The organism is Streptomyces sp. NRRL B-1347, assembly GCF_000720325.1.
Lineage (GTDB): Bacteria > Actinomycetota > Actinomycetes > Streptomycetales > Streptomycetaceae > Streptomyces.
Map to the genome: position 1 here is coordinate 1 of NZ_JOJM01000029.1, position 12,786 is coordinate 12,786.

General features: G+C 73.5%; 11 protein-coding genes and 1 pseudogene. 11 read left to right on the plus strand and 1 reads right to left on the minus strand.

Annotated features, from left to right (window positions below):
* From IG74_RS0123625 to IG74_RS0123635, 3 genes and pseudogenes are all read left to right on the plus strand, one after another.
* Positions 1-899 (plus strand): annotated as a pseudogene (locus IG74_RS0123625) (hypothetical protein); the annotation flags it as partial.
* A complete protein-coding gene (gene mycP / locus IG74_RS0123630; RefSeq protein ID WP_051855209.1) occupies positions 899-2,122 on the plus strand; it encodes a type VII secretion-associated serine protease mycosin in 1,224 nt (407 codons plus the stop codon). The pseudogene IG74_RS0123625 and the gene mycP, both read left to right, overlap by 1 nt.
* A 54-nt stretch (positions 2,123-2,176) precedes the next feature.
* Positions 2,177-2,953 carry an SseB family protein gene (locus tag IG74_RS0123635; protein WP_030680845.1) on the plus strand — a complete coding sequence of 259 codons (777 nt, stop codon included), beginning with the start codon at positions 2,177-2,179 and terminating at the stop codon, positions 2,951-2,953.
* A 3-nt stretch (positions 2,954-2,956) separates the two neighbouring features.
* Here IG74_RS0123635 and IG74_RS0123640 read toward each other — a convergent pair whose 3' ends face one another.
* Complete coding sequence (locus IG74_RS0123640; RefSeq protein WP_030680847.1) at positions 2,957-3,346, minus strand: DUF1844 domain-containing protein; 390 nt, start codon at positions 3,344-3,346, stop codon at positions 2,957-2,959.
* A 357-nt stretch (positions 3,347-3,703) separates the two neighbouring features.
* On the opposite strand from IG74_RS0123640, the gene infC reads away from it, so the two are divergent.
* The 8 genes from infC (at position 3,704) to IG74_RS0123680 (ending at position 12,597) form a co-directional block, all read left to right on the plus strand.
* The gene (gene infC / locus IG74_RS0123645; RefSeq protein WP_078868995.1) at positions 3,704-4,363 is read left to right on the plus strand and encodes a translation initiation factor IF-3; all 660 of its coding nucleotides are present in this window, start codon (positions 3,704-3,706) and stop codon (positions 4,361-4,363) included.
* Positions 4,364-4,468: 105 nt separating this feature from the next.
* Entirely contained in the window at positions 4,469-4,663 is a 195-nt protein-coding gene (gene rpmI / locus IG74_RS0123650; RefSeq protein ID WP_030560333.1) for a 50S ribosomal protein L35, read from the plus strand.
* A 104-nt stretch (positions 4,664-4,767) separates the two neighbouring features.
* On the plus strand, positions 4,768-5,151 hold the full coding sequence (rplT, locus tag IG74_RS0123655; protein WP_030680851.1) for a 50S ribosomal protein L20: 384 nt from the start codon (positions 4,768-4,770) through the stop codon (positions 5,149-5,151).
* Between the two features lie 115 nt (positions 5,152-5,266).
* Positions 5,267-6,124 carry a TrmH family RNA methyltransferase gene (locus IG74_RS0123660; RefSeq protein WP_030680853.1) on the plus strand — a complete coding sequence of 286 codons (858 nt, stop codon included), beginning with the start codon at positions 5,267-5,269 and terminating at the stop codon, positions 6,122-6,124.
* Between the two features lie 57 nt (positions 6,125-6,181).
* Positions 6,182-7,330, plus strand: a complete 1,149-nt coding sequence (locus IG74_RS0123665; RefSeq protein WP_030680856.1) for a sensor histidine kinase — start codon at positions 6,182-6,184, stop codon at positions 7,328-7,330.
* A gap of 148 nt (positions 7,331-7,478) precedes the next feature.
* Complete coding sequence (pheS, locus tag IG74_RS0123670) at positions 7,479-8,627, plus strand: phenylalanine--tRNA ligase subunit alpha (RefSeq protein ID WP_030680859.1); 1,149 nt, start codon at positions 7,479-7,481, stop codon at positions 8,625-8,627.
* Entirely contained in the window at positions 8,627-11,212 is a 2,586-nt protein-coding gene (pheT, locus tag IG74_RS0123675; RefSeq protein ID WP_030680862.1) for a phenylalanine--tRNA ligase subunit beta, read from the plus strand. Before pheS ends, pheT begins: the two co-directional genes overlap by 1 nt.
* A gap of 227 nt (positions 11,213-11,439) precedes the next feature.
* Complete coding sequence (locus tag IG74_RS0123680; RefSeq protein ID WP_078868991.1) at positions 11,440-12,597, plus strand: PP2C family protein-serine/threonine phosphatase; 1,158 nt, start codon at positions 11,440-11,442, stop codon at positions 12,595-12,597.
* The last annotated feature ends 189 nt before the right edge of the window (positions 12,598-12,786 follow it).

Genomic DNA, 12,786 nt, shown 5'->3' on the forward strand with positions numbered 1-12,786 from the left:
CGCCCCGCCCCCGGACTCCGGCCGCCCGCAGGGCCGTCGGCACCGTCGACCTGTCGCCGCGCCCCGACCGGCACCGGCCCTTCGTGTTCCTCGCCCGGCCCGCGCTGTACGACGACACCACCACCCGGCTCCGCCCCGTCGCGGCCTGGCTCCGGCCCCGCGCGGCCGCCGCCGCGGCCTGCGCCGTCCTCGGCCTCGGGCTCATCGGCGGTGCCGCGACCGGGAGTTGGCTGACCGGCGAGTCCGACGCGGCGGGCGGCTCCCGCGACACGTACGCCGCCGCCGGGGCGCTCTGGCACAGCCTGCCCGTCGACGACCTGTTCCCGCCCGCCATCAAGGGCGGGGGAGCGGGCCCCGGCGGCGCCGACCGGGTCTGGAACCGCGTCGCCGTCGCCCCCGACAGCGGCTGCGCCAAGGCCTTCGACCCGCTCCTTCGCAAGGCGCTCGCCCCCGTCGGCTGCCAGCGCCTGCTGCGGGCCACCTACACCGACGCCACGAAGAGCCACCTCACCACCGTGGGCCTGCTGTTCACCAAGGCCGACGCCGACGGGATGCACGCGCTGCGCACCCGCTTCGACCGCGAGGGCCTGGACCGGCGCACCGACCTGATGCCCCGCGCGTACGCCGCCCCGGGCACCCCCGCCGCCGTCTTCGGCAAGGCGCAGCGGGCCACCTGGACCCTGTCGGTCCTGCCCGACGCGCCCGTCGTCGCGTACGCCGTCTCCGGGTTCGCCGACGGCCGCGCCGTCACCGAACCCGAACCCGCCGCCGATGCCATGAGGGCGGGCGCCGCCTCCGCCCCCGCCCAGGCGGGCCTCGGCCACGACGCCAAGGGCATCGCCGACCGTGTCGAGCGCAGCCTGCGCAAGACCGCCACCGCGGCCCCGGAGAAGTCCTGATGAGCACGCCGAGCCCGCAGGGGCGGCCGGCCCCGGCCCGACCGTCCCGACCGGCGCGGCGGTGCGCGCCGGTCGCGGTCGCCCTCGCCGGAGCCCTCGCGCTGCTGCCCGCCACGCCCGCCCGCGCCGACGACGGGATCCGCGCCCAGCAGTGGGCCCTGGACGCCATGGGCACCGGCCAGGCCTGGCGCACCACCAAGGGCGAGGGCGTCACCGTGGCCGTCCTCGACACCGGCGTCGACGGCTCGCACCCCGACCTCAGGGGCAGCGTCCTGCCCGGCAAGGACATGGTGGGCTTCGGTGCCCGGCGCGGCGACCGGACCTGGGCCCGGCACGGCACCGCCATGGCCGGGATCGTCGCCGGGCACGGCCACGGCGAGGGCCGCGGCGACGGCGTGCTCGGCATCGCCCCCGGCGCCCGGATCCTGCCGGTGCGCGTGATCCTGGAGGACGGCGACCCGGCCCGCAGGAAGGCGCGCCAGACCCGCGGCAACGCCCTCGCCGAAGGCATCCGCTGGGCCGCCGACCACGGCGCCGACGTCATCAACCTCTCCCTCGGCGACGACTCCAAGTCCGCGCACCCCGAACCCGCCGAGGACGCCGCCGTCCAGTACGCCCTCAAGAAGGGTGCGGTCGTCGTCGCCTCGGCGGGCAACGGCGGCGAGCGCGGCGACCACGTCTCCTACCCCGCCGCCTACCCGGGCGTGATCGTCGCGACGGCCGTCGACGAGAACGGGGCGCGGGCCTCCTTCTCCACCCGCCGCTGGTACGCCACCGTCAGCGCGCCCGGCGACGACATCGTCATCGCCGACCCGGACCGCAAGTACTACGAGGGCTGGGGCACCAGCGCCGCCTCCGCCTTCGTCTCCGGAGCCGTCGCCCTCATCCGGTCCGCCCGCCCCGGCCTCTCCCCGGCGCAGGTCAAGCGGCTCCTCCGGGACACCGCGCAGGACGCCCCCGCGGGCGGCCGCGACGACTCCCGCGGCTTCGGCCAGATCGACCCCGTGGCCGCGCTCGACCGCGCCGCCCAGCTGAAGCCGGACTCCCTGCGGGCCCGGGCCCACGGCGGCACGTACGCCAAGAAGTACTTCGGCCCCGGCCCCGACGAGGAGCCGGACGACGGCACCTCGTCGGGCTTGCTGGGCCCCGTGGCCGGGACCCTGGGCGTGGCCCTGCTCGCAGCGGCCGCGTACCTCTGGCGGGGCCGCCCGCGCCGCCGCTGAGCAACGGGTGGGTGGGGGAGTCCCGCCGCGAAGCGGCGGGCTACTGTCGACGGCGTGCAGACAAAGAACATTCCGGACCCCGGCTTCTCCGACGACGACGGCTCCGCGGCCCCAGAACTGCGCGCGGCACTGGAGGCCTGGTCCCAGGACAGGACCGCCCACGGCCCGGTCCTGAAGGCCCTGGCGAACGCCCGCCTCCTCGTGCCGGTCGTGGCCGTGCTCGGCGAGGTCGAGGAGGACGATCAAGAGGGGCGCGAAGCTCTGAAAAAGGGTGGTGGTGGGAGACGGGAGGGCGGCCTGCGCCGGGAGAAGACGAGCGACATGGCGGTGCCCACGCTCAAGGCGGGCCCGCGCACCGCCCTGCCCGCCTTCACCTCCACCGAGGCCCTCGCCCTGTGGGACCCGGCCGCCCGGCCCGTCGCCGTACCGCTGCACCAGGCGCTCCAGGCGGCCGCCCACGAGAAGGCCGACACGATCGTCCTCGACCTCGCGGGCCCCGTCCCCTACGAGCTGAACCGCCCCGCGCTCATCGCCCTCGCCGAGGGCCGCGACAGCGTCGACGCGCTCACCGACCCGGCCGTGCGCGAGGCCGTGCGCACCGCGGTCGCCGCCGAGCCCGCCGTGCTCCGCGCCCACCTCGGCCCGGGCACGGCCGACGGCACCCTCGCCCTGGTCATCGCCCCGGACGCGGCCCCCGCAGAGACCGCCCAGCGCGTGGCCGAGGCCCTCGCCGCCGACGAAACACTGAGGGCCCGCCTGGTGCGCGGCCTCGACCTGGCACTGCTGCCGGCCGAGGCGACGCCACCGGGCGAGCCCCTCTACGTACGCTGACGGCTAGCCGAACACCGGCCCCGTGTACTTCTCGCCCGGCCCCTGACCCGGCTCGTCCGGCACCACGGAGGCCTCGCGGAACGCCAGCTGCAGCGACTTCAGGCCGTCCCGCAGCGGGGCCGCGTGGAAGGAGCTGACCTCGGTCGCGCTCGCGTCGAGCAGACCGGCCAGGGCCTGGATGAGCTTGCGGGCCTCGTCCAGGTCCTTGTGGGCCTCGCCCTCCTCGGCCAGGCCGAGGTTCACCGCCGCCGCGCTCATCAGGTGCACCGCGACCGTCGTGATCACCTCGACCGCGGGCACGTCCGCGATGTCGCGGGTCATGGCGTCGAAGTCGGGGTTCTCGGACGAGGCGGCCGAAGGGGTCGGGGAAGGCGTGGGGCTTGTGTCACTCATGTCCCACACCCTAGAGCCGCCCGCGAGCCGTTAGCCCCACCCCCCAGGACCTGCTAATCTGGGGTGACGACCGGCCGGATGCCCGCGCTTCGACGCAGGAACCGGCCCACAAGTGGAGGCTCCGATCTCCCACCTTGCCGCTCCCCGAGCGGCGGGTCACCGGTCAGGCGGTCCGCGCTTCAGTGTGAGGTCCGCCCGATGCGCCCCGTGGTCACCGCGGAGGTGCTCCGGTTATGTGTATGGAGCCCCTGCTGTGATCAGTCGGGGCATTTTTTGTGCCACCGGCGGGTTGGTCGAGAAAACAGACGTTACGCGGCTGTCCGCCAGACCGTCGCGTGGTGCTACCGAGGAGGATCCATCAGCGCCGAGCCCCGCATCAACGACCGGATTCGCGTTCCCGAGGTGCGACTTGTCGGTCCCAGCGGCGAGCAGGTCGGGATTGTCCCGCTTGCCAAGGCCCTGGAGCTTGCGCAGGAGTACGACCTGGACCTGGTCGAGGTCGCGGCGAACGCCCGTCCGCCCGTGTGCAAGCTCATGGACTACGGGAAGTTCAAGTACGAGTCGGCCATGAAGGCCCGTGAGGCGCGCAAGAACCAGGCGCACACGGTCATCAAGGAGATGAAGCTCCGGCCGAAGATCGACCCGCACGACTACGACACCAAGAAGGGTCACGTCGTCCGGTTCCTCAAGCAGGGCGACAAGGTCAAGATCACGATCATGTTCCGTGGTCGCGAGCAGTCCCGGCCGGAGCTCGGCTACCGACTGCTGCAGCGCCTCGCCGAGGACGTCCAGGACCTCGGGTTCATCGAGTCGAACCCGAAGCAGGACGGCCGCAACATGATCATGGTCCTCGGTCCGCACAAGAAGAAGACCGAGGCGATGGCCGAGGCCCGTGAGGCCCAGGCGGCCCGCAAGGCGGACGCGAAGGCCAACCCCGGCAAGTCGCAGAACGCCGCCGAGGGCGAGCTTTCCGAGGCTCCCGCCGAGGCCCCGGCCGAGGCCCCCGCCGAGGCCTGATCCCCGGACGCGAGTCCAGGGATGCCAACCGAACACATGACGCTCCCGGATGCCCGGTTTCGCGACCGGGCATCGGAGCGCCACTGACGAGGAGAGAACGGCGCTATGCCGAAGAACAAGACGCACAGCGGTGCCAGCAAGCGCTTCAAGATCACCGGCTCCGGCAAGGTGCTCCGCGAGCGCGCCGGCAAGCGCCACCTGCTCGAGCACAAGTCGTCCCGTCTGACGCGTCGCCTCACCGGCAACGCCGAGATGGCCCCGGGCGACGCCAAGAAGATCAAGAAGCTTCTCGGCAAGTGACGTCGCGGCCCCCGGTGACGGGGGCCACGCGACGCCAGGACCGGGACCTCAGTCGAATCGGGCCGTGTGACGACCACCACGGCCCCGCTACAAGGAGTTAACAAGTGGCACGCGTCAAGCGGGCAGTCAACGCCCACAAGAAGCGTCGGGCGATCCTCGAGCAGGCCAGCGGCTACCGCGGCCAGCGGTCGCGCCTGTACCGCAAGGCGAAGGAGCAGGTCACCCACTCCCTCGTCTACAACTACAACGACCGCAAGAAGCGCAAGGGCGACTTCCGTCAGCTGTGGATCCAGCGCATCAACGCCGCTGCCCGCCAGAACGGCATCACCTACAACCGCTTCATCCAGGGTCTGAAGGCCGCCAACATCGAGGTGGACCGCAAGATCCTGGCCGAGCTGGCCGTCAACGACGCCAACGCCTTCGCGGCGCTCGTCGAGGTCGCCCAGAAGGCCCTGCCTTCCGACGTCAACGCCCCCAAGGCCGCGTGACGTTGCACTGAGCTCGAACCGCGACTGGACCCGCAGGCCCCCTGAGCCTGCGGGTCCAGTCGCGTTCAGCCCCTTCCCGACCCCCTCTCGACCCCGTACACCGGAAAGCGACTCGATGGCACACGGTCCCGAACTGATCTCCCCGCGTTCGCCGCGCGTCAGTGGCGCGCGGCGGCTTGGCAAGCGGAACTTCCGGGGGAAGGAGCGGCTCTTCCTCGCGGAGGGGCCGCAGGCGGTGCGGGAGGCGGCCGGGCACCGCAGCGGCGCCGAGGCCACGCTCGTCGAGCTGTTCACCACCGTCGAGGCCGCTGAGCGGTACGCGGACATCGTGGCGGACGCGCGCGCCGCCGGGGCGCGGGTGCACCTCGCCGACGAGAGCGTGATCGCCGACATCTCGACCACCGTCACCCCGCAGGGGCTCGTCGGCGTGTGCCGCTTCCTCGACGTGCCGTTCGAGGAGATCCTCGCCGGGCGCCCCAAGCTCGTGGCCGTGCTCGCGCACGTACGGGACCCCGGGAACGCGGGCACCGTGCTGCGCTGCGCCGACGCCGCAGGGGCCGACGCCGTGGTGCTCACCGACGCGTCCGTGGACCTCTACAACCCCAAGGCGGTGCGCGCCTCCGTCGGCTCGCACTTCCATCTGCCGGTGGCCGTGGGCGTGCCCGTCGAGCAGGCCGTACGCGGCCTGAAGGCGGCCGGCGTACGGGTGCTCGCCGCCGACGGCGCGGGCGAGGACGACCTGGACGCCGAGCTGGACAAGGGCACCATGGGCACCGAAACCGCGTGGATCTTCGGCAACGAGGCCTGGGGGCTGCCGGAGGAGACCCGCGCACTCGCCGACGCCGTGGTGCGCGTTCCGATCCACGGCAGCGCCGAGAGCCTGAACCTCGCGACCGCGGCAGCCGTATGCCTCTATGCGTCCGCCCGTGCACAGCGTGCCGCCGGAGGGTGCCGCTCCGTCACCCCCGGCTAGTAGTGTGTCGGGCTCGGGGGCCCACTGCGCCAGCTCCGAGAGGCGGGGATAAGGAGAATGAGCGTCGGCACGAGCAGAGCACCGGGAGTGCGGGGCATCCTGTGCCCTCCCGCGGGCCACGCCGGTCCTGCGGGCCCCGGTCTCGGTGAGCTCGGCATCGACCCGGACGACCTGCCCGACGGCCTCGTCGTCGCCGACGAGACCGGGCGCGTCATCTGCTTCAACGCCGCCGCGGCGCGCATCACCGCCGTGCGCGCGGCCGACGCGCTCGGCATCCGCATCGAGAGCGCCCTGCCCCTGGAGGACCTCGAAGGGCGCAGGTGGTGGCAGGTGACCGATCCGTACGGAGGCCTCGTCACCCGCGTCGCCCAGCCCGAGCGCAATCTGCTGCTCCCCGGCGGCCGGGAAGTGCTCGTCTCCGCGCGCTACGTACGGTCGCGGCCGAAGGGCCCGCTGAGCCGCCTCGTCGTCTCGCTGCGCGACACCGAGGCCCGGCGCCGCACGGAGCGCAGCCACGCCGAGCTGATCGCCACGGTCGCCCACGAACTGCGCTCCCCGCTGACGTCCGTGAAGGGCTTCACCGCCACGCTGCTCGCCAAGTGGGAGCGGTTCACCGACGACCAGAAACGGCTGATGCTGGAGACCGTCGACGCCGACGCCAACCGCGTCACCCGCCTCATCGCCGAGCTCCTCGACATCTCCCGCATCGACTCGGGCCGGCTCGAACTGCGCCGTCAGCCCGTCGACATCGGCGCCGCCGTCGGGCGCCACATCCAGGCCCACGTCGCCGCGGGCCAGGACGCGGACCGCTTCCTCGTCCGCCTCCAGCAGCCGCTGCCCGACCTGTGGGCCGACCCGGACAAGATCGACCAGGTGCTCAGCAACCTCCTTGAAAACGCGGTGCGCCACGGCGAGGGAACTGTCACCATCGACGTGGCGCCCTCGCCGTCCCTGCGGGTGCGGGGGGCGACCGACACCGCGGTCACCGTCAGCGACGAGGGATCCGGCATTCCGGAGGAGTCGATGGGCCGCGTCTTCACCCGCTTCTGGCGGGGCAGCAAGCGCGGCGGGACGGGACTGGGGTTGTACATCGTGAAGGGCATCGTCGAGGCACACGGCGGCACGATCACCGTCGGCCGCGCGGCGAGCGGCGGCGCCCAGTTCCGATTTACCTTGCCCGTGGGGGCTCCGGCGTATCTTCAGTGATCGCCGTCCGAGCAGCCCGCGGGCGCATTCGTTCACCACACCCCCGTTAGACTCGGTCGTTGGCACCTTGTGTCCCCATTTTCGGGACAACTCGTCTCCGACTCGTTGACGGGGACCATCCGCCAGCCAACCGGAAGCACGGGAAGAGATGTCGGCACCGAACAAGTCGTACGACCCTGTCGAGGTCGAGGCACTGAAACCTGAAGAGATCGAGCGCGTGCGGGACGAGGCGCTCGCCGCCTTCGCGGCCGCCGCCGACCTCGACCAGCTCCAGGAGGCGAAGACCGCCCACTGCGGCGGCACCTCGCCGCTCGCCCTCGCCAACCGCGAGATCGGCGCGCTGCCCCCGCAGGCCAAGGCCGAGGCGGGCAAGCGCGTGGGCATGGCCCGCGGCGCCGTGAACAAGGCGCTCGCCGCCCGCCAGAGCGAGCTGGAGGCCGAGCGCGACGCCCGCGTCCTGGTCGAGGAGGCGGTGGACGTCACGCTGCCCCACGACCGCGTCGCGGCCGGCGCCCGGCACCCGCTGACCACGCTGTCCGAGCGCATCGAGGACGTCTTCGTCGCCATGGGCTACGCGGTCGCCGAGGGCCCCGAGGTCGAGGCCGAGTGGTTCAACTTCGACGCCCTGAACATCGGCCCCGACCACCCCGCGCGCGGTGAGCAGGACACGTTCTTCATCGAAGGCGCGGACGCTGCGTCCAACAGCGGCTCCGCCGCGGGCGCGGACTCCGGCGTCGTGCTGCGCACGCACACCTCGCCCGTGCAGATCCGCTCGCTCATCGACCGCGAGCCGCCGGTCTACGTGATCTGCCCCGGCCGCGTGTACCGCACCGACGAGCTGGACGCCACCCACACCCCGGTCTTCCACCAGGTCGAGCTGCTCGCCGTGGACGAGGGCCTGACCATGGCGGACCTCAAGGGCACCCTGGACCACATGGTGCAGGCGCTGTTCGGCGGCGAGGGCATGAAGACCCGGCTCCGGCCGAACTTCTTCCCCTTCACCGAGCCGTCCGCCGAGATGGACATGGTCTGCTACGTGTGCCGCGGCGAGTCCGTGGGCAACCCCGACCGCCCCTGCCGCACCTGTTCGTCCGAGGGCTGGATCGAGCTCGGCGGCTGCGGCATGGTCAACCCCAAGGTGCTGGCCGCCTGCGGCGTGGACCCCGAGAAGTACAGCGGATTCGCCTTCGGGTTCGGCATCGAACGGATGCTGATGTTCCGCCACAACGTCGAAGACATGCGAGACATGGTCGAAGGTGACGTCCGCTTCACCCGGCCGTTCGGGACGGAGATCTGATGCGCATCCCGCTTTCCTGGCTGCGGGAGTACGTCGACCTCCCCGCCACCGAGACCGGCCGCGACGTGCAGGCCAAGCTGATCGCCGCGGGCCTCGAAGTCGAGTCCGTGGAACAGCTCGGCGCGGGCCTCAAGGGCCCCCTCGTCGTCGGCAAGGTCCTCACCATCGAGGAGCTGGAGGGCTTCAAGAAGCCCATCCGCTTCTGCACCGTGGACGTCGGTCAGGCCAACGGCACGGGTGAGCCGCAGGAGATCGTCTGCGGCGCCCGGAACTTCGCCGTGGGCGACAAGGTCGTCGTGGTCCTGCCCGGCGCCGTGCTGCCCGGCGACTTCGCGATCGCCGCGCGCAAGACGTACGGCAAGACCTCGCACGGCATGATCTGCTCCGGCGACGAGCTGGGCATGGGCGACTCCACCGCGCTGGGCGGCGACGGCATCATCGTGCTGCCGCCCGAGCACGAGGCCGGCACCGACGCCATCGAGCTCCTGGAGCTCGTCGACGAGGTCCTGGACATCGCCGTCACGCCCGACCGCGGCTACTGCCTCTCGCTGCGCGGCGTCGCCCGCGAGACGGCCACCGCGTACGGCCTGCCGCTGCGCGACCCGGCGCTGCTCGACGTCCCGGCCCCGAACTCGTTCGGCTACCCGGTGCAGATCAGCGACCCGGCCGGCTGCGACCGCTTCACCGCGCGCACCGTCACCGGGCTCCGCCCCGACGCCCGCTCGCCGCTCTGGCTGATGCGCCGCCTGCAGAAGGCGGGCATGCGCCCGATCTCGCTGGCCGTCGACGTCACCAACTACGTGATGCTGGAGCTCGGCCAGCCGCTGCACGCCTACGACCGCTCCCGCGTCCAGGGCACCATCGGCGTCCGCCGCGCCGAGCAGGGCGAGAAGTTCACCACCCTCGACGGCGCCCGGCGCGTGCTCGACGCCGAGGACCTGGTGATCATCGACGAGCGCGGCCCCATCGGCCTCGCGGGCGTCATGGGCGGCGCCAACACGGAGATCGCCGACCACGACGAGGCGGAGGGCACCACCGACGTCGTCATCGAGGCCGCGCACTTCGACCCGGTCACCGTGGCCCGCACCGCGCGCCGCCACAAGCTGTCCTCCGAGGCGGCCCGCCGCTTCGAGCGCGGCGTCGACCCGCAGGCCGCGTCCGCCGCCGCGCAGCGCACCGTCGACCTGCTCGTGCTGCTCGCGGGCGGCACCGCGGAGGCGGGCGTCACCGAGGTCATCGCGCCGTCCGCGCCGCACACCATCACGATGCCCGCCGACCACCCGGACCGCGTCGCCGGTGTCGCGTACGGCCGCGAGACGGTCGTGCGCCGCCTCCAGCAGGTCGGCTGCGACGTGTACGGCCAGGACTCCCTGACCGTCACCGTGCCGTCCTGGCGCCCCGACCTCGTCGAGGTCAACGACCTCGCCGAGGAGGTCATCCGGCTCGAGGGCTACGAGAACCTGCCCTCGACGCTGCCGCGGCCCCCGGCCGGGAGCGGTCTGACCGAGCGGCAGCGGCTGCACCGCCGCGTCGGCCGCGTGCTCGCGGGCGAGGGCTACGTCGAGGCGCCGAACTACCCGTTCGTGAGCGAGCAGGTCTTCGACCAGCTCGCCCTGGACGCCGACGACCCGAACCGCCGCGTCGTCAAGCTCGTCAACCCGCTCTCGGACGAGGAGCCCGCGCTCCGCACGACGCTGCTCCCCGGCCTCCTCGCCGCGCTGCGCCGCAACGACGGACGCGGCAGCCACGACCTCGCCCTCTTCGAGACCGGCCTGGTCTTCCATCCCCGAGCTCTCGACTCCGTTCGAGCAGGGGAGACCCCACTGCTGGAGAACGCGAAGGTCCCCGGGCGGCTGCCCGTCGACCGGCGTCCCACGGACGAGGAGATCGCCGAGCTCAACAGCGCCCTGCCCGAGCAGCCCCGGCACGCCGCCGTGGTGCTCGCGGGCGCCCGCGAGCGGTCCGGCTGGTGGGGCAAGGGCCGCCCGGCCGACTGGGCGGACGCCGTCGAGGCGGCGCGCGCCCTGGCCCGCGAGGCCGGCGCCGAACTCATCGTCCAGCAGGGCCAGTACGGCCCCTGGCACCCGGGCCGCTGCGCCGAGCTCGTGGTGTACCTGGACAGCGCCGAGGGCCCGGAGGGCGAGCAGGGCAACCTGGTCACCATCGGCCACGCCGGTGAGCTGCACCCGCGCGTCACCAAGGCGCTCGGCCTGCCCGCCCGCACCTGCGCGATGGAGCTGAACCTGGACCTGCTCGAGCAGGCGGGCGAGGGTCCGCTGCGGGCGCCGCGCATCTCGTCCTTCCCGGTGGCCACGCAGGACGTCGCGCTCGTCGTCGACCAGGACGTCCCCGCGGCCGTCGTCGAGGCGTACCTGCGCGACGGCGCGGGTGAACTCCTCGAGGACCTCCGCCTGTTCGACGTCTTCACCGGCGAGCAGCTGGGCGAGGGCAAGAAGTCGCTCGCGTACGCGCTGCGCTTCCGCGCCCCCGACCGCACGCTGACGGTCGAGGAGGCCTCGGCCGCCCGCGACGCCGCGGTGGCGCGTGCCGCCGAGACGACCGGCGCGGTGCTGCGCGGGGCCTAGCACCGGCCCGGCGCACGAAAGCGCTGCTGAGGGGGCGTGTCCGCGAGAGCGGATGCGCCCCCTCCGGCGTGTCGGGGCACCGTCGGAGCGCCGCTCACTCGTTTGAGTGACAACTGCCGGTGATCTGACCCGATCCGGCCACCCGGTCGACAGAATCAATCCGGCCGCAGGGGCCGGTCCCTTATACGGCCCGCACGCTGACCCGGGGCCTTAGGGGGGCCGTCGGCATGATCCGTATCAAGCCTCGTACGCCCCGCCCCGGCGCGGGGACCCGGCGCGGACCGCGGCTGCGGGCCCGCGGGCCGGGGGACGGATGCGACGAGCGTCCGGCAGCGGCGTTCGAGCGGCCGTGCCGCCGTCGGCTGCGGCGGGCGCTCACGCTCGGCCTGCCGACGGTGTGGGGCGCCGTCGCCATCACCTACAAACTGACCTGTCCGCTCGCGCAGCAGCACGGCCTGGGAGCGCGGATCGTCACCAGCGCCGTCTTCTTCGCCGTGGGCACGGGCCTCATATTCCATGTGCGGCACGCGCTGATCCGGGAGCTGCGGCAGATCCGCGAGATCGCGGGCGCCGCGCAGAACGTCCTGCTGCGGCCGCTGCCGCCGCGCATCGACGGGCTCGCCCTGGCCGCGGGCCGCCTGTCCGCGTCGCGCGGCGCCTCCGTCGGCGGTGACCTGTACGAGGTCGCGGCCACCGACCACGGCGTGCGCGTCGTGATGGGCGACGTGCGCGGCCACGGCCTCGCCGCGATCGGCACCGTCGCCGCCGTGCTCGGCAGCTTCCGCGAGGCCGCCCACGACGAGCCCGAACTGCCGCAGGTGCTGCGGCGCCTGGAGCGGGCCCTGGCCCGGCACTTGCGGGAGCGCTCCCGCGCCGAGCACCCGGCGAGCGGCGCGGCGGCGCCGGAGAGCCCGGTCGCCGAGGAGTTCGTGACCGTCCTCCTGGTGGAAATCAGCCAGGACGGCGAGGTGTGGGCCCTCAACTGCGGCCACCCGTGGCCGTATCGGCTGCGCGGCCGCGCCCAGCAGCTGCCCGGCGGCGAACCGCTGCCGCCGCTCGGCCCCTTTCCGCTGCCCGCCGAACTGCCCCTGCAGCACTGCGGCAGGCTGCTGCCCGGCGACGCCCTGGTGCTGCACACGGACGGCGTGGAGGACGCGCGCGACGGCTCCGGGCGGTTCTTCCCGCTGCAGGCCGTGCTCGGCGAGGCCGCACGGACCCAGCCGGTGTCGCCGCAGCAGGTGATCCAGTCCGTGTACGCCAGGCTCCTGCGGCACATCGGCCGCCTCCCGTCCGACGACGCGGCGCTGCTCGTGCTGCGCAACGACCGGCAGCGGGTCCCCCGGCAGCAGACGGAGACCGGGCGGTGCGCCCGCACCATGAGCTGAACACCGCCCGGTGTGGTGCGGCCCGCGCCGTCCGTGCCGTCGTGGAACTGCCGGGCAGACGACGGACGTACGGACGGCGCCGAAGAAGGGCCGCCGCGCTGAGTGAGGGGGGAGCCGACGGCCCGGCCGCCTCCTGGTGAGGTCCCTCAGTCAACCGACCGCGCGCCCCGTGCGGCAGAGCGCGTACCC